Origin of the sequence: Ferrovibrio terrae (genome assembly GCF_943372915.1) — a bacterium.
Classification (GTDB): domain Bacteria; phylum Pseudomonadota; class Alphaproteobacteria; order Ferrovibrionales; family Ferrovibrionaceae; genus Ferrovibrio; species Ferrovibrio terrae_A.
In genome coordinates, this window is the sequence record NZ_CALSAN010000034.1 from 18153 (window position 1) to 38280 (window position 20128).

18 protein-coding genes are annotated in these 20128 nt (G+C 57.3%); 3 read left to right on the plus strand and 15 right to left on the minus strand.

Translation table 11 applies throughout. From position 1 onward, the window contains the following. Nucleotide 1: 1 nt before the first annotated feature. Nucleotides 2-928 (minus strand): class I SAM-dependent methyltransferase, encoded by a 927-nt coding sequence (locus tag AAG821_RS18635; protein WP_341913740.1) that lies wholly within the window; start codon nt 926-928, stop codon nt 2-4. 150 nt (nt 929-1078) lie between these two features. Here AAG821_RS18635 and AAG821_RS18640 point away from each other — a divergent pair, with 150 nt between their 5' ends. Further along, entirely contained in the window at nt 1079-2008 is a 930-nt protein-coding gene (locus tag AAG821_RS18640; protein ID WP_341913739.1) for a glycosyltransferase, read from the plus strand. A 21-nt stretch (nt 2009-2029) separates the two neighbouring features. On the opposite strand, the gene AAG821_RS18645 is transcribed toward AAG821_RS18640, so the two are convergent. Both AAG821_RS18645 and rfbC read right to left on the minus strand, forming a co-directional pair. Then, the gene (locus AAG821_RS18645) at nt 2030-2782 is read right to left on the minus strand and encodes an ABC transporter ATP-binding protein (protein ID WP_341913737.1); all 753 of its coding nucleotides are present in this window, start codon (nt 2780-2782) and stop codon (nt 2030-2032) included. A gap of 23 nt (nt 2783-2805) precedes the next feature. Next, the gene (gene rfbC / locus AAG821_RS18650) at nt 2806-3315 is read right to left on the minus strand and encodes a dTDP-4-dehydrorhamnose 3,5-epimerase (protein ID WP_341913735.1); all 510 of its coding nucleotides are present in this window, start codon (nt 3313-3315) and stop codon (nt 2806-2808) included. A 168-nt stretch (nt 3316-3483) separates the two neighbouring features. On the opposite strand from rfbC, the gene AAG821_RS18655 reads away from it, so the two are divergent. After that, nucleotides 3484-6075 (plus strand): hypothetical protein, encoded by a 2592-nt coding sequence (locus AAG821_RS18655; RefSeq protein WP_341913733.1) that lies wholly within the window; start codon nt 3484-3486, stop codon nt 6073-6075. Between the two features lie 34 nt (nt 6076-6109). On the opposite strand, the gene AAG821_RS18660 is transcribed toward AAG821_RS18655, so the two are convergent. From AAG821_RS18660 to AAG821_RS18705, 10 genes are all read right to left on the minus strand, one after another. After that, nucleotides 6110-8821 (minus strand): hypothetical protein, encoded by a 2712-nt coding sequence (locus AAG821_RS18660; RefSeq protein WP_341913731.1) that lies wholly within the window; start codon nt 8819-8821, stop codon nt 6110-6112. A 19-nt stretch (nt 8822-8840) separates the two neighbouring features. Further along, nucleotides 8841-9695 carry an ABC transporter permease gene (locus AAG821_RS18665; RefSeq protein WP_341913729.1) on the minus strand — a complete coding sequence of 285 codons (855 nt, stop codon included), beginning with the start codon at nt 9693-9695 and terminating at the stop codon, nt 8841-8843. A gap of 2 nt (nt 9696-9697) precedes the next feature. Next, nucleotides 9698-10405, minus strand: coding sequence for a phytanoyl-CoA dioxygenase family protein (locus AAG821_RS18670; RefSeq protein WP_341913727.1), 708 nt, complete (start codon nt 10403-10405; stop codon nt 9698-9700). 57 nt (nt 10406-10462) lie between these two features. Further along, complete coding sequence (locus tag AAG821_RS18675) at nt 10463-10999, minus strand: NUDIX hydrolase (protein WP_341913725.1); 537 nt, start codon at nt 10997-10999, stop codon at nt 10463-10465. Beyond that, the gene (locus AAG821_RS18680; protein ID WP_341913724.1) at nt 10999-11967 is read right to left on the minus strand and encodes an NAD-dependent epimerase/dehydratase family protein; all 969 of its coding nucleotides are present in this window, start codon (nt 11965-11967) and stop codon (nt 10999-11001) included. The genes AAG821_RS18675 and AAG821_RS18680 overlap by 1 nt, the downstream gene beginning before the upstream one ends. A gap of 5 nt (nt 11968-11972) precedes the next feature. After that, nucleotides 11973-12842, minus strand: a complete 870-nt coding sequence (locus tag AAG821_RS18685) for a hypothetical protein (protein ID WP_341913722.1) — start codon at nt 12840-12842, stop codon at nt 11973-11975. After that, nucleotides 12826-13608, minus strand: a complete 783-nt coding sequence (locus AAG821_RS18690; RefSeq protein WP_341913720.1) for a transketolase — start codon at nt 13606-13608, stop codon at nt 12826-12828. The genes AAG821_RS18685 and AAG821_RS18690 overlap by 17 nt, the downstream gene beginning before the upstream one ends. Further along, nucleotides 13608-14363: a crotonobetainyl-CoA--carnitine CoA-transferase gene (locus AAG821_RS18695; protein WP_341913719.1), complete on the minus strand. Its 756-nt coding sequence runs from the start codon at nt 14361-14363 to the stop codon at nt 13608-13610. The genes AAG821_RS18690 and AAG821_RS18695 overlap by 1 nt, the downstream gene beginning before the upstream one ends. Before the next feature lie 92 nt (nt 14364-14455). Beyond that, nucleotides 14456-15442 carry an NAD(P)-dependent oxidoreductase gene (locus AAG821_RS18700; protein ID WP_341913717.1) on the minus strand — a complete coding sequence of 329 codons (987 nt, stop codon included), beginning with the start codon at nt 15440-15442 and terminating at the stop codon, nt 14456-14458. Beyond that, on the minus strand, nt 15439-16452 hold the full coding sequence (locus tag AAG821_RS18705) for a GDP-mannose 4,6-dehydratase (RefSeq protein WP_341913715.1): 1014 nt from the start codon (nt 16450-16452) through the stop codon (nt 15439-15441). Before AAG821_RS18705 ends, AAG821_RS18700 begins: the two co-directional genes overlap by 4 nt. A 199-nt stretch (nt 16453-16651) precedes the next feature. Between AAG821_RS18705 and AAG821_RS18710 the strand changes: the two genes are divergently transcribed. Next, entirely contained in the window at nt 16652-17518 is an 867-nt protein-coding gene (locus AAG821_RS18710; protein WP_341916381.1) for a glycosyltransferase, read from the plus strand. A 22-nt stretch (nt 17519-17540) separates the two neighbouring features. On the opposite strand, the gene AAG821_RS18715 is transcribed toward AAG821_RS18710, so the two are convergent. Together AAG821_RS18715 and cysC are read right to left on the minus strand one after the other, a co-directional pair. Further along, nucleotides 17541-18545 (minus strand): glycosyltransferase family 2 protein, encoded by a 1005-nt coding sequence (locus AAG821_RS18715; protein WP_341913711.1) that lies wholly within the window; start codon nt 18543-18545, stop codon nt 17541-17543. Between the two features lie 11 nt (nt 18546-18556). After that, nucleotides 18557-20128, minus strand: a 1572-nt coding sequence (cysC, locus tag AAG821_RS18720) for an adenylyl-sulfate kinase (protein ID WP_341913709.1), incomplete at its 5' end; no start/stop codon positions are given.

The window sequence follows — 20128 nt, forward strand, 5'->3', positions numbered from 1 at the left end:
GTCAGCGCTTCGGGCGCCAGATCAATAGCGAGTATCCCTCGTGATACAGGCTGCCGAATCCAAGCCGCTTCTGCTTCAGAATCTCGACGCGGCCTTCTGCTTCGAGCTTGCGGACCGCGGAATAATAGCCATTCAAATACTTACGGCCGGTGTGGTAGCGGATAGTCAAATGGTCGAAAAGGGAAGTTTCATCATAAAATTCCAGCGCTGGTTCCATGCTCACGACGAGGTCGGGGGCTCGGCTCATAAGCCAGTCAAGGAATATGGTGTAGCGTTCGCCGGTTTGCTCTAAGGCGCAGAAGGTCATGGCGGTATCGCCAGCTCCGAACCTGAAGTCTGGATCTGGATTGAAGAAATCGAATCGCCGGCCAGTCAGCCTGAAATCATGCCGTCTGCCGATATCGTCCATAAGGTCAACGACCGGTTGGGCCCAGTCCAGCCCAATGAGTTCCGCATCGGGCTGCATTTGCGCCAGTGTGACAAGATTAAAGCCGCTACCACAGCCGAATTCGGCCACGCGCTTCACGTCAGTCAGATAAGTCTTGAATATCCAGCGTCGTAAGACGCGGAACCAGTGCGTTTCAAATTGCGGAATGTGCGGTATCGCATAGTCGCCGTTGATGCGAAGTGTGGGGGTTGCGCCCATGAACGGCGGATCAAGCATCGCGAGATCACCGCCGCTTTCATAATACCGTCGCGCCAGTTCACCCCAGGCATCAGTCCAGATGCCATGGCGATGGGCGCCGACCTGGGTAAAGGAATCGAGCTTCTTGAGGATGCCGAGAATGACGGCGTCACGTTCGTCCTGCCTCAGTCGGCGATAGGAGAAATCATATTTTCCCGCCACATCTTCGATACCGGGCCGATCGGCGGGAGAGGCGCCGAAGGCAGCGATGAAATCGTCAACTGAAAAGACCGCATCAAACACTATCCGCCCCTTCATTCATGCTGCTTCTGAGGCTGACCATTCTGCATTCGAGGGGGCAAGAATGGTCTGTTCAGGGGCAGCAGAAATTGCTTTTTTCAACGCTGGGACATATACCATATGGCAGGTTCTGTCTCCAGCTGGCTGGTATGCATGCGCGAACTGATACTTCCTCAGCTAGCTCCGAGGGAGCCCACAGTCAGTGTCGTTACCTACGTGCGCAATGCTTGTGGCACCATATCGAAAGCCCTGGAAAGCATTGTCAACCAGGATTACCCGTATCTTCAACTGATCGTTGTCGATGGGGCGTCGACGGATGGAACCCAGGATATCATCGCCCGCTATGCGGATCGGATCGCAGTCTTTGTCAGTGAACCAGATAGCGGCCCCCTGGAGGCCGCGACCAAGGGTCTGGCACTGGTCACCGGTGATATCGTCCTCTTTGTCATGGCGGACGATTGGCTCGTAGAGGGGGCTATCCGGCGGCTGGCGGATGAATTCACCCGCCAGCCGACATGCGGCATCATTTCATTTGGTGCGAGGATCGAGGCGCAGGGAGAAGCGGGGAGGCGAATAGTTCTTGAACGCTATGGATGCGAGAACAGGCTAGACCTGCGTAATCTGCTCGGCATTCCGTTGACAGCCGCCAGAGCATGGCGGCGGGAGCTGATGGATCTGATTGGCGGGCTCGATCCACACTATCCAGCAGCGCATGACCGCGAGTGGTTTATGCGCGCCTGGATCGCGGGAGTGTCGACCACGGAAATAAACGATATTCTTTACATATACACGCAGCATGCCGGATCGACGACGTTGGGTGGAGATCCGAGGCGCATCATTGCGTATCTCGAAGAGCATGTTGGCCTTGCCGGAATGTGGCTTCGATACGTTAGTGGCGCGGAAGCCGCTATGGTCAGAGACTGGCGACGGCTTCAATTAAAAGAGGGGTTGTTGATCGCGCTACGCCTTAAAAGAATCGGCCTGATCGGGCGCTGGCTTGTCCTCGTCTTGGCCCGGGATCCGGCCGCAGCGGGTGATGCTCTGAAATACTGCCTGCGGCGTCTTTTCCGTATGGTTGCTTGATACGGCTGAGCCGGCAGTGACCTAGGCGTTTACGAGTTGATGGTAGGCTTGCAAGGCTTCCTCGACAGGCCCAAAGAATTGTTTCTCGCCGCGATCAAGAACTAGGCCCTTGTTGCAAATACTGCGAACAAGTTCATCTGAATGCGAGGCAAAAACCACCACGCGGGACTGGCTGAGTAAATCTTGCATGCGCTGTTGAGCTTTCTTGACAAAGCCCGCGTCTCCAGCTCCGAACACTTCATCAATCAGCAGTATTTCGGGGGCCAGGGCAGTTGCTATGGCAAAGGCCAGCCGCGCCGACATGCCGGCCGAATATATTCGCATGGGCAACCAGATATACTCACCCAGTTCGGCAAAATCACAAATGGAGTCGATGAGGCCGTCAATCTGGGGCTTGCTGAGGCCGCGTGAGTAGCAGCCAAGGTAAATATTCTCAAACCCGGTGGCATCGCTATCCATGCCCAGGCTTACATCGAACAGTGTTGATACTTTCCCGTCTCGCGTCACGGACCCAGAGGTTGGGTGATAAAGGCCGGCGAGCAAGCGCAGTAAAGTGCTCTTCCCGGCGCCATTTCGGCCAATAAGTGCAACACGATCACCATCGGAAACTGTAAGACTCAGATCGCTTATCGCTTCAACAACGGCATAGCTGCGTGCTTCATGCTTCAGCTTGCCTCCGCTGCCGATCGATAAGGCGAAGTTACGCAAAGACCGAGCCTGGAAATTGTATACCGGCAGGTGAAGAGTCGCGTGGTTGACTTCAATATGTGCCATTGTCAAGACTCATCGCCATGGACTTAGTCCAGCCCAAGATCTCGGCGGGAAATGATCGGGGTAATGTTGGGCCACCAGATACTAATCTCTGGGTCATTCCATAAAACTGTAAATTGACCAGATCGATTATACTCGGTTGTCTGCTTGTAATGGAATATCGCTGTTTCCGACAGCACAAGATGGCCGTTTCCGAATTTCGGCGGGATCAAAACCTGGCGTCGGTTCTTGTCCGATAAGGTAAAGGATGTCCACTTCTTATACTGACTTGAAGTGGGATCCATATTGACGACAACAAGATAAAACTTGCCCAAAAGGCAGGACACAAGTTTGGCCGTCGTTCCATCGCCATGAATGCCCCGTAAGACATGCCGGCTGGAAACGGAAATATCATCCTGCACGAAGTCAAAGCTTATGCCGGCGGCCTTGTATAGGCGCTCATTATAGATTTCGATGTACTCACCGCGAAAATCTTCAAAATTTGTTGGCGGCTCAATCAGCAATACGCCATCGAGCGGGGTCTTTTCGACTTTCATGCCTCATCCTTGCCTCTTGGGAGATGCAGTTAACACTACGATGTCGACGATAACCGGCGCGCGGTCAAGGGTCTGCCCGCTATCCTGGCTCTGGCCGCATTGTTATTGACGAATCCGGGGGGGCTGCGAATACTAGCCCGACCCCGGATTGAGGCTGAAGAACAAGAAATGCGCCGTTCCCGTGAGATTTCACCTCAATTTTCGTACCGCTTTGATATTGCGGATATCCGAAAGTTTTACGGCGACCTTGAGGCAGCTATGGCTGCCGGGGATTATAACCTTGTCGCCACCTATGCTCCAGTGGGCAGTGAATTGAAGGGCTGCGCCCTCGTTCTAAGCGGCTTGTATGTTTCAGGCCTACCGATTCTTGAGGGCCGTGCGACACTCTCGGATTTCGGTAAACTGTGTCTGGGGTTCGGCCTTTGGTTGTCTGATCGTCATGGCGCGGCGACGGCCACCCTCAGCTTGGTGGAGCGGCGTGGACCGTATGGGCTTGTGGCACAAAAGCTGATGCGGCTGATCGAAACGCAGGACATATCTGTTTTTACCATCAGCGTCACATTGCCGATCTTCACTGCAGAGAGTGAAAAGGCCCGCAGGCCGATTCTCAGGTACGGGCAGTTTCTGGTGAAGCATGTCGGAACGCAGCTTGAAAAGAACGCCTATGATTCTGAATACAAGCCGACAGAGCCGCTTGATGAATTCATAGATCGCCTGCCAGCGGAAGAGCGGCCATTGTTTATATGGTCGATGTCGCCCCAGGCGGTTCTTCCCAAAAATTATGAGAAGGTCAAGCTACCGAAGCTGATGTGGTGCCATGATACTGATATTTTTCTCTATCGTGGCTACGACAATTTCAGGCTGAATGACATCAATATAGTGTCGACTTCCCAGGAGCACTTTGAGTTGAGTCGTGCTCTGGGCACGCCAGTCGTCTCCAATATCATGTCGGATACGCTGTGCATGCCTTCAGGCGCTGCACATCTGCCTGAACAGAAGGATATTGATCTTCTTCTTACCGGTTCGACCGTGGTCAGCTTCCATTCGGAGAAGGCTCGATTTACCTATCAGCTTTCGAAGCTGTCTGACGAATTCAATATTGTTGTCGTAGATGGCCACCTCCCGGAAGATACGTATTTAAGCTTGGTAAAGCGCAGCCATTTTGTGCCGATTGCGAATCGATATGCCGGAGCCACTTCGCCGCGGTGGCGCGAAGGACTGTCGGCTGGAGCAATGCTGCTCTATCCGGAAGGAACGCCTTATTCTGAAATCACGCCTGGAACTTTCTCCTACCGTGCGGCGACAATGGAGACTGATATCCGGCATCACCTGCGGATGCGCCGGGATACCGGTCATATGCCTGGTTCTCCCTATAATGCTGCGGAGGTGTTTCCCCGCATTGATGCTGGTCTGGCTTTCCTGCGAGACGCGCGCGAGAAGCAAGTGGAGCGGCAATTCAAGTTTAATACCTTCATGCTGCTGTTGCATGAGACGGAAGCAGGCACAGTTTCGGTGCCGGATGCTCATCGGCGCCTGACCTGGTATGTACCGCCTGTGGATGGGAAATTGTGGACTCCGCAAAACGTCAAACCACGGATGCTGGCGATTGGCGATGCTCTTGTCGAAAGCGATTTTCTTGATGAAAAAGATTATAATAATGCCGCCTTGCTTTATGAGCAGCTCAATCATTTTCCAGGCGTATCGGAAGCAGAGCGCGTGCATTGCGAGGCGCGAAAGCAGCTTCTGCTTGAGCAGGGATTAAGCAGATACCCTGATTCCCTGCTGCTGAACTTCAATGCCGCGCATTGGGCGTTTATGGATGCGGTTTGTGCGGGGGGTGTTCCGGGGCAGCCGGCTCTATCAGGTTTCCAGTCGGTTATTGACAGGGGCGCGCAGCTAACTTTCGATCCCATCTGCTCCGATTTCGGCGTTGCTTATACATTGCTGCATCGGGATGCGGTTTTTCCCTACTATGATTATGGCCAGACATTCTTGAAACAACTGGTCCGCCAGAACACCCCGGGTTACCACCCGCCCGAAGCGCTGGCCGATCTGAAGGATATAGTGCTGGCTGCCGCACATGGGTATCTGGGCTGGGGATGCATTCTTGCTGCGCCGGCGGGCAACGAGGATGCAACGCGCCGCGCCCTGGAGCATTTTGAACGATCCCTTGCCATCTACGATGACAACCTGCCGCTCAAGCGGTTGAGATTTGAATGTCTGGTGCGGGCATACCGCCCCAACGGTGATCAGACCATTGCGGCCTCAATCGTTGATAGCTACCTCGATTATGCCGAGAAACTACCTGCGGCGCTGTTGACCGATATTCATCTGGTGTTGCCGTCACTTGATGAAAAGGACGATGCAGATGCGCTTCGGTATCTGCTTTCCGAATGGCATAGATATGAGCGTTCGGTGGGTTTTGCGGAGCCTGAAGATTTGGAGGCTGTGTTACGTAAAGGCACGGTCATTATGCGGTATGAAAAATATTTCCCGCAAAGCCTTAGGCAAAGTCTCAAGCTGTGGCGCGAGGGTGGCACAAGTCTCAGGAAAATCGGTCAACCGGATCGGGCTATGGGTCATCCCGTATCGGTGCTGGCTGCAGACCCTGTCATAATGATCCGAAGGCTAGTTGAGCTGGAGGCTGAACTCGTCCAGACCAGGACGGACTTAAGCGCTATCCTGAATTCCCGGAGCTGGAAGTTAACGGGCGCACTGAGGGCGCTGCGCGGGGTCATTCTGAAAACATTCCATCATTGACGATTATATGCGCCGGCGCTCGCGCGGCGATGCATTAAGCACTACTTGGGTTGGCTGTCCTTGCATTGGCCGACATGGTTCCCACTTCGTGGTTACCAAAATGGTCACCCCAGAATTCTAAAGAAATGGGCCGCCATTCAGACAGGGCGGACAGGTCGTTGTTCTCGTCTAGGGCAACCAAGCGCCAGTAACATGCGGTGGGTCCGTTGGAGATTTCTATCAGTGATAGTGGCCCAGATAGCAAAACTGGCGGGATTGCATCCTGCCAGGATAGTCCGTCATCACTGTATTGGACCGCAATGTTATCCTGCCGGAAGCGCGACATGATGGACTGTGTCAGGTAAATACTGCCAACCCGAGCTGGTTGGGCAAATCGCACGCCAACCCAGGCATGGTTTTTGATGCCCAGCCCCCTTTCTTCGGAAAGCCACCAAGTTCCAGGATTCCCGTCTTCCAATCGAGAAGCCGTATCTGCCCCGCTGCTCGCGATCCACTCTGCCGGTCGAAGTCGGTAGTGTCGCCCGGCCATCATAGCCAATCGGCGCTTCGTGCGGCGCAATGCGAAATCTCGATCCGTCCGGAAAAGGTATATGGCCTGCCTGAGCGTCGATCGGCCTCTCTGCAGGAACCGCAGGGGCCGGATCGCGAAGAACCGCATCAGGTGAACAAGCCACCTGTGTGAACTCGACTGGATGTGAACGTGCTGATAGGGAATTGGCGGTGGTACCAGGTACAGAGCATCCAAAAATGCAAGGTGCAGCTGTGCAAAGAACTCAAAGCGTAACCATAGGATATGCCAGGTATTTGCCGCGAAGCTGCGCCCGACACGAAGGCCGCCGCCGCCGTAATACTGGTAGTGCGAAATACGGTACAGGTTGACAGCGGTAATGCGCAGCCAGCTCAGTGCATATGGCACCGACCGGATCACTTTGCGCTGAGGCTTGCTGTATAGCTGAATCTTGCCGCGGCGGTCACGAACTTCATAACAGTCCTGGAGGCAGGCCTCGCTAGCATAAATGTGCGCGTCGAGCACGCTGGCTCGGCGTGACGCTTCCTGCTGCATGCGATGGCTGACCAGGATGAACCATGCTTTGATGGCGCCGCGGAGTCGCAAGCGCAGTTTGAGTCCGCTCAACCCCTGACTGGGACCAGCAAAGGATATTTCAATGTCATTAGCAACGAGGTTTCGGGTCGGGCGAGGATGCGAGTGCCTGTCATTCCGGCCAAGATAATAGGCTACGTATTCCTGGAAAGTATCCGGGCCATTGCAGGGGCACCAATCGTCTTGCAGCCCAATCCAGCGGCGGGTCATGAACGCAGAGGTGTCGTTCGAGAAGCCGGGCTCCCAGAAATCGTGATATTCCTTGAATCTCTCGAGTGACGTACGCAGGCGATAGATATGGTCGGGGAAGAGGCCGACGTACTTTTTCAGCCTTGTGTCCCATCCGGGTTTTGTGAAGCGCTGCTCGTCATTCATGTCGAGCAGGAAATAGGCATGCGGATCACAGGCCTTGAGCGTGTCATTCTTAGCTTGCCAGAGGTCGTAAAAGTCCTTCGGCTTATCAGTGATAACGGATTTGAGAACGAAGGGGCAGTTCGGGATTTCCCGATCGAGCAGAGCAATCATGGCGTCGTCGCCCTTGTCGATTTTGACGACCACCTCGACGTTGGTCGGGCTATCAATCGACTCGGCGAGGGCATCAAGGAATGCTTTGAAACCCTCCGGCCGGTTTGATTGCATATGGATGGAAACCAGTACGCTGACCGGGAAATCCAGTGGGATCGGCTCCGGGTTGTAGAGGCGCCGCCGCACCGGAATCCGCTCTTCCCGGAAGAGATTGGTTGTATCGGTAAGCTTCGTCGTATCATCCAGCAGCGTAAGTTCGGCCATGCGATCGCGCTCGATAATGCCTGTGCGCGACACCGAGTTCCGAACATAGTGGATAATGCGTCGCGACTCGCCGCCAACCCAAGTGGTTATATCATATCCTGCGGCGCCATAGAGATTTGCTGTATATCGCCGAGAGAAGACAGTTCGTGCAAAGGCTTCGCTGAAACTACTCCATGACGCAATAATTGCGTCGACAGGGCGGTTGTCGGCCGCAGCCGCGGCGGCTTGGCGACGGTCATTGACGGCATCGGCGAAGTGCGGATTGACGCGTGCCAGGCCACGAGTCACGTGAACGAGTGCGGCAATCAGGTAATCGGGGTCGCCACGCAAACGCTCGATTGGCAATTGAGGGACCGGGACAGAAAAATCTGCCATATCGCGCTTGGTTTCCCACAGTGCAAGCATGAAGGGCATGTCTTCAGGCGGCGGCGCGCCGCCATTAACCATCTCGGCCAGCGCCAGATAGTCTGTCCAGTCAGCATGGTTTGCCGCGGCTGAGGCCAATTCTGCGGCTGTGCTGAAGCGGCGGCTGTATGTTTGCCGCAGTATCTCGATACGGCGAACGGGGTGGCTTGTAATATTGACGACACCAAAGGCGTTGCTTATGTCCCGTGTTGCGCTGGCTTTCTGCCATAGCGTATTGACGTCCGTGCTGGCGATGCTGCCGCGTAGCGGTTTACCCCACTCGGACATTGCAGCCAGAATGTCAGTCATCGCTAATTGTTCGATTGGGGCGGTAGTGCCAGGCAATACTGAACCGGTGTGACACGAGATGAATTCGTGACATGACAAGGCTTCAGCGATCCAAGTCGCATCAATGCCATCGTAACACGAGAAGAAGAAATTCTGCGACATTTGCCTGCTTTCGAGCCGTTCAGAGCCAGTAGATCAGGCGATGCTTGCTGTGGCGCAGCAGCACGAAGGCCGCGAGGCTGCCAATCAGAAACATAAGACTGCACACGAGCCACGAGATCGGGTGCGGCGGACCGCCGAGTAATGGAGACCTTACAATTTCAATCAGATGGGCAACTGGGTTGTAGGAAGCGATGAAGCCGCGCCCGCCGAGCATTTCGACATTCCACATGATTGGAGTCACCAAAAAAATGAACGTCATCATGGCGCCAGCCAGGGGCTCAACATCGCGATATCGTGCACCGATGATGCCCATGCATATGGAAATCCATACGCCATTCAGCATCACCAGGATGAAACCTGGGATGGCCAATAGCGTCCAGCCGGAAAAGCTCACGTCGGTGAACAGCGCAACAAGGATAAAAAATACGAAGTTATGGAAGAACAGGAATGCGGAACGCGTCACCAGGCGGAACGCATGGATGGTTTTTGGCAGTGGTATGTTCTTTTGAATTGATGCGGCTGATCCGGCAGTGAATACTTGGCATCCTTCGGTGAGGTAAGAGGCGATCATCATCCAAACGATGAAGCCGGAGACAAGATAGGGGAAAAATTCCCGCAACTGCATTCTGAAGATGACCGACCAGACAAACGCCATGGCGCCGAGCGCAAGGCCATTGCCAATGACCAGCCACCATGGTCCCAGCACAGTTCGCCGGTAGCGGCCCCGAATATCATTGACAGCAAGTTCGATCCAGAATCGACGACCTCGAATGGCCTCTGCCACATCCAGTATGACTTCACCGCTTGTGGCCATGCTGGAGAGGCGATATCGCAATTTCTCCAGCGGCGACATTATTTCACTTTGCTCAGTCATGATTAAGCTTCGCGCCGCTGTTCGAGCGGGACATGCACCATCTCGCCACTTTCTATATCGAAATAGTCTTTGCCTGGGAGTGCATCCGCCGGCATGATGCCTCGATACTCGAAAGAACGTCGCTGGACGCTGCCATCCGGGCCGCGCGTAGTACGGTGGGGTGTGTGATCTCCGAACACAAGAGCGTCGCCAAAATCGAGAGAGAAAGAGACGGTGTCTTTGAACTCGCGATTAATGCCGGCACCATGATCTTCCATTGTTACGTGCTCGAATTCAGGAAAATCACCAACAGCAAATTCCAGGCTGGAAGCCTCCGCAGGCTTGTATTCGAGGGGCACGAAACAGGTGACCAGTTGCCTGTGGACGCGCGCCATGCGGCGCACATAGCCGATGTCCTGGTGCCATGGCACCAGATGCGCTTGCTCCGTGATATGTCGGATCATGACCGGGTAAAGCAGCCAGGTGAAAGGCCGCATGCGTTCGATCAGGATGGGTGAAGCATTTCGCCACACATCGTACCAGACTGGATCCGCACGGAATGCATCGGTTGATGCACCAATCCGCAGCCTTTGCCGCTCGGTATCGTTTTTGACCTGGGCCTGGCGATCATGCTCCACGGCGTCGAAATGCTCACGGACCTGCCTCAGTGTTGCCACATCGAACATGCCGCGCATGTGGTGGACAAAACTCCGAGTTTTCGTTTCAAGCATGACAGCGTTCCTGACTAAACAAATGCCGATAGGGTAATCCGTAAGCCGGGAATACTGCTACGAATTCCCCATTGTCGCCAGCATGATGGCGGCCAGGTCGGCGACCACTCCGAACTCGCCGTTCCGGGCGGCTGCGGTCACGGCCGCGCCGGGGAATAGTTCGATCTGGATATCCTCCAGATCGCCTGAAGCCGGCGCCGCAGTGAGTCGACAGTGCCTAGCCTCGAAATAATAAACGGTCGCCCCGCCCTGGTTGGCATGCGTCTTAAAGCGCCCCAGGGGCCGCCAATCCCCACTGGAGTAACCGGTTTCTTCAAGCAATTCGCGCTGAGCTGCCATAAGGGGATCTTCGCCATCCTCGATCTGGCCGCCGGGCAGTGTCAGGGTTTCCTTGCGCAGGCCGTGCTTGTATTGCCGTTCGCAGATCACCCGGCCATCCGTCGTCTGGGCAAAAATGATAGCAAAGTCCTTCATGTCGAACTGTTCGTAATCGTCAACGATGCGACCATCGGGCAGTTCTACGGTTTCCCGATACAGCGTGATGCGCGGGGTGCTGTAGAGCAGCTTCCGGTCCCGGACACGCCAAGTTTTCATCACGCCTGGCTCCGGAACCATTGCATAGTCTGCTGCAGGCCGGTTTCCAGGGAAATCGTCGGATTGAAGCCCAGTTCGCTGCGTGCCTTCGCAATATCCATCAGGCGCACCGGGATGGCGGTCGGCTTGCTGGCGTCAAAACGAATATCAGCATCGTGGTAGCCGCTGGCGGCCAATACCAGGCCAACCAGCCTGCGTACCGTAACGCCTTCACCCATTGCGATATTGATCGGATCGCAGCTGTGGCCGTGCTCCAGTGCCAGCAGGCAGCCGCGCACGAAATCATGCACATGCAGGATGTCGCGGATTTCGTTGCCATTGCCCCAGACCACAAAGGGAGACTCACGCCGTTCGGCGCGGCGAATCAGTGCGGCAACGACATGCGATGTTTTCGCGTCGAAATTATCGCGCGGTCCATAGATCGCGCCGGGCCGGACGATGCACATATGCATGCCAGACTGCTCGCCGACATGCCTGGCCAGTTGCTCGACATAGCGCCGCATGTGGCCGTAACCCCCATAGGCGGGGTGGACCGGGCCCGACAGGAACTGGTCTTCGCGCACCGGACTTTCGCTGGCGGGGTATCCGGTGCTGCTGCTGAAAACCAGCATGCGGCGGACACCGGAGCGCCAGGCGGCCTCCAGCAGCGTGAGGGTCAGATGCAGATTGTCATTGATGCCGCGCAGGCCGTCCTGCGCGGAGACCCCGGCGGCGCCAACCGACCCCGCGGCATGGATGATGGTATCGACGCCATCCATAACCTTGAGGCAGTCTTCGCTGCGGCTAAGATCGGCCGCAATATACTCGATGTCGGGTGTGGCGATGGCGATAGGGCGGATATGCAACGGCACGCGCACCTGAGCGCCGGCGGCAATCAGCGCTTCGGCCAAATGACTGCCGACAAAGCCGGTCCCTCCCGCCACCAGGCAGCGACGGCCTGCGAAGAATCTTGAGGGCGGCTGCGTCATGGATATCAGTTCGACTGGATCACCCGCTGAACAGCCTGCCGGATCCCAGCCGGGTCGAGGCCGATCTTCTTGCGGATGTCGTGGACGGTGCCATACCAGGCGCAGAACACATCAGGCAGGCCGTGATACCAGGTGCGCAGTCCCGGCACCTCGTTGATAGCTTCCTGCAGACCGAAGGCATCATGGACCACCAGGATGCGGGTATCGCGGAAACGCTCGACCAGTTCGCGGTCGATCGGCTTCAGGGTGTGGAAATAGACCACGTTCACGTCGAGGTCGCGGCAGGCTTCCAATACATTGGGCAGGATCGGGCCGGCGGTCATCACCGTCACGCCGGCATTGCCTTGCTTGAACAGGGTGCCCTTGCCGAATTCCAGGTTGGTTTCGATAGTGTGCGGATGATCGGACAGGCGGAAATACGTCGCCGATCCGGCGGCATAGCGGCTGCGGATCAGGGCATCAACTTCCTTCTCCGATCCCGGCTGGAACACTTCCATATGCGGCAGCAGGCGCAGGATCGCCAGATCGGTGTAGCAATGATGGGTCGAGCCGTCCCAGGCATAGTCGAAGGATGCGCCGCAGGTGACGATCGAGGCCGGGAACTGGTTGTAGCAAAGGTCGAGCTTGATCTGCTCGTAGCTGCGTTCGGTCAGGAACGGTGCGATGGTGTGCACGAATGGCCGCAGACCGGAAGCCGACATGCCGGCCGCCACGCTGATCAGGGTGTTTTCGCAGATTCCCATATTATAGAAGCGCTCGGGCTGGCGATCCTGGAAATCCTTGAACATATAGACGCTCACGTCGCCGAGAATTACGGCAATGCGCGGATCATTGATCGCCAGATCGCTGACGGTTGTCTTAAACTGCCGGCGCATACAGCTCCTCCATGAGTTTGCCCAATTCTTCGGCATTGGGCGACTTGCGATGCCACTCATGCATATTGTCAACCAGGGTCTGGCAGCCATAACCCTTGATGCTGTCGGCCACGATGACCCGCACGCGGTCGGAGCGTTTGCCCAGCGCCATCTTCAGGGCGGGCAGGTCGTGCCCGTCGATCATCTCGACATCGCAGCCGAAACTGGCGAAGCGTTCGACGGGTTTATCAAGCGGCAGGCAGCGAACCTGTGACTTGTTGTGATCGTATATGATCGTCAGATTGTCGAGCTTGTTGTTGTTGGCGACCATCACGGCTTCCCAGACACTGCCTTCATTCGACTCGCCGTCGCCGATCAGAGTGTAGACACGGCTCTGCGACCCATTGATCTTCGCGCCCAGCGCCATGCCGGCTGCGATGCCGATACCATGACCGAGCGAACCGGTGGACGCCTCGACGCCGCGTGCCTTCAGGCGGTCGGCATGGCAGCCATAGTTCGACATGAAACCGCCGAAATTCAGCATGTCGTCGGCCGGGAAATAATCGAATGCCGAAAGCACGCCATAATAGCCGAGCGAGGCATGGCCCTTGCTGAGCACGAACTTGTCGCGCTCGGCCCAGTCCGGGCGCTTGGGGTCGTGGCGCATGACCTCATAGACGGCAACCAGGCATTCGATGATCGAGAAACTGGTCGGAATATGGCCGTGTCCGCTGGAATGGGACGCCTTGAGGATATTCGCCCTGATGGACTGGCAGCGCGGATCCATTACAGCACCGCGTAGGAGATGCGCGCGGCCATCGGCATGCGTTCAACGCGCAGGTTGTTCAACCCCAGCACTTCACGTACCGCAATGGTTTCGCCGGGAAAGATGTCGTCGCACAACTCGTCGAACACTAGAACGCTACCCTTCATCAGATGCGGCTTGATCGCTTCTAAGGCCGCCTTGGTGGGTTTGTAGATGTCGAAGTCGAAGATGGCCATCGAGACGACAGTTTCGGGATGCGCCTTCAGATAGGCCGGAATGGTCTCTACTGCATCGCCCTTTACCAGTTCGTATTTGCGCAGATGCGAGATCGGATTCAACGCGTCATGCAGGCCAATCAGATTATCGAGATAGGCCTCGTAGTTCTCGGTGACCGAAAACGAGCCGTCGACGGTTTTGCACAGGTCGCCATCCTCGGCGGCCATACCCTTGAAGCCGGCAAAGGTGTCGAAGCCGATAATCTTGCGGTGGCGGTTGAACGGCTCGAAGATACCGCGCATGGCCGAGAGCAGCGCCAGATTCTGGCCCCAGCGGACGCCGAACTCCATGATGACGCCGTGGGTGTTCACGATCTTCTTGTACAATTCATAGAAGAAGAAGAAGCGGGCGAGCGACTTTGAACTGGCATACAGCCCGATATTGGCGAGCAGTTCGTCATCAGGCAGTGGCGTTTGCTTGAGGGCTTGGGTCAGGGCCTTCTGGATATCCTTCTCGCTCTGGCTCGACAGAACGATTGCGTCATGCTTTTGGGTCTTCATGGGCCTGTTCCAAACCGTGTGTGTTCGTCAGAGCAATACAGCGCTTGCATGGCAGCGGGCAACGCCTGAGGAGCCGTTTAGCCCCCACCTTTTCAGCGCTGCCAGGTCGCGGCATTGGCGCGCCACCAGTCCACAGTGCGCCGCAGGCCTTCTTCAACACCGATTTCGGGCTGCCAGCCAAGCCGGTCTCGGGCCTTGCTGCAGTCCAGGGCGCGAAATCGGTTGGTTGATGGGGCATTTGACTGGAATTGCACGGCTTTTGGCCGGTGCCCGGAATGCTGGAGAATCTCGTCTACCACCTGGCCCACGGTGATGGTGCGGCCAGAGCCAATGTTGAAGATGTCAAAAGGCATCCCGGTTGACGTCAGCATGGCAACGACCGCACGGCCGAAATCATCAGCATAAATGATATCACGGACGACGTCGGGACTACCCCAGACCTCGAAAGGGTCCATGCGATCCTGCGCCTTGCGGACAAGCGCGGCAACGAAATGCGAGGTCTGGGGGTCGAAGCGGGCGCCCGGGCCGAAGACATTGGCGAGACGGGCGATCAGGATTTCCATTCCCGACTTGTCGTGCCAGAAACGGCAGGCCTTCTCCAGATAGCGCTTGGCCCAAGCGACCCCGAAATAGGCCGGTGGCGGATCCAAGTCCCAGCGCAAATCCTCTTCGCGGATCAAGTTGCTGCTTTCTTGGTAAACGGTGGCGCTACTCACATACACCACACGTCGGACGCCACAGGCATGAAAAGCCTCCAGCATGCGCATATCCATGACCACGTTGTCGGTGACCTGTAGCCAGGGTTCGGTCAAAGCGGAGCGGGCGCCGGCGGTAAAGGCGGCGGCCATCACCGCCATATCGCAGTCCTGGGCCACACGACGGCAGTCTTCTGCATTGGTGAGATCGGCCTGAACATATTCGATGTGTGGATCATCATAGTGCAGACCGCCGCGACCACGATACGGAACACGGATGCGGCAATTCTGGCTGGCCAGTAACTGGCGTACCACGGCGCTGCCGGCCAGACCGGTGCCGCCGGCAACGAGGACAGTCGTGTCCTGAGCTATCGTGCCGCTCATCGGTTTGGAAAGATTTCGCCGTTGGCGACACGGCCGCGCCAGTAGTCCAGCAAATCCCGCATTGTTTTTTCAAACGGGATTTCAGGCTTCCAGCCAGTATGCCGCGAGAACTTCCCAGTATCGGGAACCTGCAGGTCCGCATCGACTGGGCGCAACCGCTCGGGATCGGTTTCGACCCGGATATCCTTACGCGCAGACAGAGACAGCAGATGTTGCAGCATGTCGCGGACAGAGCAGGAATAGGTGCCGCCGATATTGTAGTATTCCCCGGCTATGGGATTTACCGTAACGAGCATGTGGTAAGCGCGCACTGCATCGCGCACGTCGGCCCAGGTCCGCAGAGAATCCAGATTGCCCGTTTTGAGTATCGGGGGGATCAATCCAGCCTCGATCATTGCAATCTGCTTTGCAAATGTCGATTCGGCAAAAACGTCACCGCGACGCGGGCCTGTATGGGTGAACATACGGGTCGTCATCACCGTCATCCCGTAGGCTTCGGCATAATAGCGGCCGATCAAATCTGTTCCAACCTTGGAGATGGCATAGGGCGACGCCGGGTGAAACGTACACTCTTCATTGATTGGCAACTTGTCATGGCTGACCCGTCCGAAGACTTCGGAGGATGCGCAGACATGGATAATGGGCCCGGTCGCAGTTATCTGACTGCGCAGGGCGTCGAGCAGGCGCGTAGTGCCGAGAATATTGGTGTCTAATGTATCCAGTGGTGACGAGAAACTGGTGGTCGGGTAGCTCTGCGCCGCCAGATGAAACACATAATCCGGTCTGGCCTTTTGCACCATCTCGCGCAGCGAAATGCTGTCGCGCATATCGGCGTATATGAGCTGGATGCGGTCCTTGGCGTTTATGCGGGGCACAAGATGGCGGATGTTGTCCAACGGGCTGCGCCACCGGCATTGGCCCCAGATTTCCCAATCCGTGTTCTCCAGCAGAAAATCTGCCAGATGGGAACCGACCATCCCCGTGATGCCAGTAATTAAAACGCGCGTCATTTGCGGCCAAATCTTCCTTTTGCACCAGCCGGATGGGCACCAACCACTAGGGGTATTCCAGCCCCCCCGTCAAGAGGGGGTGTTCGCCCAAGCCGGCTCGCCTTCGTGGCATTCTAAGCCATTGGGCTGATTGTTTTTATGCGACAGGGTCGGCAGACTGCCGCCGGAAATGCCATGCTTTCCGAATGGGCCGGTTGAAATGGTTGAGCCTGCTGCTTTACCTGCTTGTACGCTCGTGATCCGCACCACGGGGCGTCGAGCCCAGACCCTGTCCCAGGCCATTCGTTCGGCACTTCGTCAGGATATACCCCGGATGCAAATCGTCGTCGTCGAAGATGGCGGACGGGCGGCGGAGTCCCTTGTGAAGGGGTTGGCTGGCGAGGCTGCTCAGAATCTGGTGTATCTATCAATCCCTGCTGCAGGACGAAGTCAGGCCGCAAATGCTGGCCTGGCGGCAGCGACTGGAGATTTCATCGGCTTTCTTGACGACGACGACATGCTGTTACCCAGCCACTGCGAGGTCTTGGCCAGGGCTCTGATGGCCGCGCCCGATGCCCCGGCAGCCTTTGCCGGATGGTATGAGGTAGGCCGTGATGCGGATTTTCCCGATGTGCCTTCAACAGGAGCACAAGACTGGCGGCTGGGTTCCAGGCGGCCATTTTCCCGGCCTGGCCTGCTGCTGGCCAATCTCTTCCCGATTCAGGCCGTGCTGTTTCGCCGCGCTGCATGGCTTCAGGCTGGGGGATTCTCGCCGGATCTGGAGGCACTTGAAGACTGGGATTTCTGGTTGCGCCTTAGCCAGATCGGACTATTCGCTTCCGTCGATGCGACGACATCTGTATGCCGTGTTGCAAAGGATGCCGAAGAAGCTGTGCGACGGACAACGGATCATGCCAGTGCAAGACAGGCAATTCTAGCACGCTATGCCGATGCTGAATTCACAATACAGGGCTCTGAAGTCCAGGTTTTACATGCTGATTTAGCCAACCGTCTTGAAGAGTTCTTCACAGCAGGTGCTTTGGTTGGCGCACTCTGGCGAGTGGTGTTGCGCAATTTCAGGCGCTAGTAGCCTGGGCTGTCGTCAGACTTTAAGGACGGCCGGACGTGCTTATCCCAGGTGCGCGGCGCAGGTAATCCTGCGGTTTCCAGGTCAGCCCTTTGGCGATCAGTAAGGCTGGCGCCGACCGTGCTGCCTGAATCGCGTGTCGTTGCCGCCATGCTGACGGAAAACCACGCAAAGCGTCAGTAATGCCACGCCCGACCGGGCGCCACATGCCGGTGGCGAGGGCTCGCAGCCATAGCAAAAGCATCGCTGCCAGATGCAGGGGCAGCAGTGGATAGAATAACGGGCCCGGCATGTTGCGCACAAAGCACCAGATCATGTTGCGCGTGCCGTGATAGCGGGCAAAGGCTGAGCCGCTGCCGCCACTGGTGACGCTGCCAGCATGATGCACGATTGCACTGGGAGCCTGAATGCAGTGGTGTCCCTGCAAGCGCAGGCGGAAGGCCAAGTCGACGTCTTCCACGTAACAGAAGAAGGTTTCTTCCAGTCCACCCGCGGCGCGGTAGATATCGGTGCGATAGAGTGCGGCGGCGGCGCAGGGTGAGAAAACCTCCCCCTCCGGCGGCAGGGCACTGAGCGGCCAGCCATGACCGCCACGCCAGGGAATGCCTAAGGCAAAGTACCGGTCTCCAGCGCCATCCAGCAGGCCTGGATTGTTCTGATCGATCTGCGTTGATCCGAACATCGCAGCCTGGGGATGCCTTCGGGTCGCCGCCAGCAGCTGCTCCAGCCAATCACGGTCCGGAATGGCATCCGGATTGAGCAGGGCGAGCCATGGAGTATCGGCCTTGCGCGCAGCAAGGTTATTGGCCGCGGCGAAACCGGTATTGGTCGGCAGCAGGATGAACTCGAAGCGACCATCGTCGCCGAGACAGGCGCGCGCATCGGCAAGCGATTGATCCGAAGAGGCATTGTCGACGACGATTGCCCTGAAGCGCGTCTCGGTCTGTGCCGCCAAACCGGCCAGTGTCTTTGACAGGTACTGACCGGCGTTGAAGTTGACGATCACGACGGTCACAACAGGCTGCATGATGTCGGCCGTCAGACCTTGAAGGTCTGCTCGATGAAATCGCAGAAGCGCGCTGCGGCAGCGTCGGGTGTGGTGCGACGTGTATCCAGTGTCAGGGCTGGTGCCGTCGGTGCTTCGTAAGGTGCGCTCACGCCGGTGAAGTTCGGAATCTCGCCGGCCAGGGCGCGGGCATACAGGCCCTTGCGGTCACGCGCCTGGCAGGTTGCCACGTCGGCCTGGATGTAAATCTCGTGGAAATCATGGCCAATGATTTCCCGGGCCATCTCCCGCAGCGATATCAGCGGGCTGATTGTAGATACGATCACGATCAGGCCGGCATCGGCCATCAGGCGGGCCACTTCGGCAATACGGCGGATATTCTCATTGCGATCGGCGGGCGTGAACCCCAGATCGCGGTTCAATCCGGAGCGTAGATTGTCGCCGTCCAAAGCGTAAATTTGCATGCCCCGCCGCAACAATGTGTGGAGTGTGGCAATGGCAATGGTCGATTTGCCGGCGCCGGACAAGCCGGTGAGCCACAATACGCCACCGCGATGGCCATTGATCTGGGCGCGTTGTGGCTTGCCAACGCCGACATCGAACGGAAACAGGTTTTCGGTGGTCTCGCCGGCGAAATCGACGATAAATCCACCGGCGATCTGCGGTCCGCGGATCAGCACGCCGCGCCCGGTGCGGGCATTGTTTTCATAGAGGTCGAGCGCCAGCGGTTTGCGGCTGCGTAATGTCACGCGCGCAACGCCATTGCGTTCCACCAGCTTGGCATCGGCGCTGTTCAATGATTCGACATCCAGCACTTCGGTGATGGCTTCGACCTCAACCTCGCGCTCGGCAGTGCCGAGCTTGAGGATCAGCCTGTCACCGGGCTTCAGCGGCTCGCGATGGAGCCAGAACAGCCGGACGGTGACGCGGGTGGCTTCGCGCGGCCGCTGGTCGGGCGTGCTGGCCAGCGCACCCCGTTCGACGAACACATCCTCGTCCAGCGTGAAGGCCACGCTTTCCCCGGCAGCGGCTTCACCACGTGGAGCCCGCTTCACATTGCCGTCCCAGAATTCCAGCGTCGCCACGGTTGCCTCGCGGCCACCAGGTGCGAAGCGGATGCGGTCGCCGACTTTCAGGCGTCCGCTTTCGATGCGGCCAACGACGATACGCTTGTCCTCATAGCGATACAGGTCCTGCACCGGCAGCCTCAGTGCCTGCTCGGTCAATTGCGCCCGCGGGGCAAAGGCATCCAGGGCACCGATCAGGGTCGGGCCCTGGTACCAGGCGGTGTTGAGGCTGCGGCTGGCGATGTTGTCGCCCTGGCGCGCCGACAGCGGCACGATGGCCTGCACCTCGATGCCGATATCGGCGAGATAGTTGCGCACCGCATCGGCGACGGCCTGGAACTTCACCGGGTCATGGTCGATCAGGTCGATCTTGTTGACGGCAACGGCGACCTGGCGGATGCCGAGCAGATGCAGCAGATAGGCATGGCGGCGGGTCTGCTCGGCCAGCCCTTGCGCGGCATCCACCACCAGGATGGCGGCATCGGCCTGGGCCGCGCCGGTGACCATGTTCTTGAGGAATTCCTTGTGCCCCGGCGC

Coding starts and splice junctions, on each gene's coding strand:
- AAG821_RS18640 (WP_341913739.1), top strand. CDS start 1,079: ATGCGCGAACTGATACTTCCTCAGCTAGCTCCGAGGGAGCCCACAGTC.
- AAG821_RS18645 (WP_341913737.1), bottom strand. CDS start 2,782: ATGGCACATATTGAAGTCAACCACGCGACTCTTCACCTGCCGGTATAC.
- rfbC (WP_341913735.1), bottom strand. CDS start 3,315: ATGAAAGTCGAAAAGACCCCGCTCGATGGCGTATTGCTGATTGAGCCG.
- AAG821_RS18655 (WP_341913733.1), top strand. CDS start 3,484: ATGCGCCGTTCCCGTGAGATTTCACCTCAATTTTCGTACCGCTTTGAT.
- AAG821_RS18660 (WP_341913731.1), bottom strand. CDS start 8,821: ATGTCGCAGAATTTCTTCTTCTCGTGTTACGATGGCATTGATGCGACT.
- AAG821_RS18665 (WP_341913729.1), bottom strand. CDS start 9,695: ATGACTGAGCAAAGTGAAATAATGTCGCCGCTGGAGAAATTGCGATAT.
- AAG821_RS18670 (WP_341913727.1), bottom strand. CDS start 10,405: ATGCTTGAAACGAAAACTCGGAGTTTTGTCCACCACATGCGCGGCATG.
- AAG821_RS18675 (WP_341913725.1), bottom strand. CDS start 10,999: ATGAAAACTTGGCGTGTCCGGGACCGGAAGCTGCTCTACAGCACCCCG.
- AAG821_RS18680 (WP_341913724.1), bottom strand. CDS start 11,967: ATGACGCAGCCGCCCTCAAGATTCTTCGCAGGCCGTCGCTGCCTGGTG.
- AAG821_RS18685 (WP_341913722.1), bottom strand. CDS start 12,842: ATGCGCCGGCAGTTTAAGACAACCGTCAGCGATCTGGCGATCAATGAT.
- AAG821_RS18690 (WP_341913720.1), bottom strand. CDS start 13,608: ATGGATCCGCGCTGCCAGTCCATCAGGGCGAATATCCTCAAGGCGTCC.
- AAG821_RS18695 (WP_341913719.1), bottom strand. CDS start 14,363: ATGAAGACCCAAAAGCATGACGCAATCGTTCTGTCGAGCCAGAGCGAG.
- AAG821_RS18700 (WP_341913717.1), bottom strand. CDS start 15,442: ATGAGCGGCACGATAGCTCAGGACACGACTGTCCTCGTTGCCGGCGGC.
- AAG821_RS18705 (WP_341913715.1), bottom strand. CDS start 16,452: ATGACGCGCGTTTTAATTACTGGCATCACGGGGATGGTCGGTTCCCAT.
- AAG821_RS18710 (WP_341916381.1), top strand. CDS start 16,652: ATGGTTGAGCCTGCTGCTTTACCTGCTTGTACGCTCGTGATCCGCACC.
- AAG821_RS18715 (WP_341913711.1), bottom strand. CDS start 18,545: ATGCAGCCTGTTGTGACCGTCGTGATCGTCAACTTCAACGCCGGTCAG.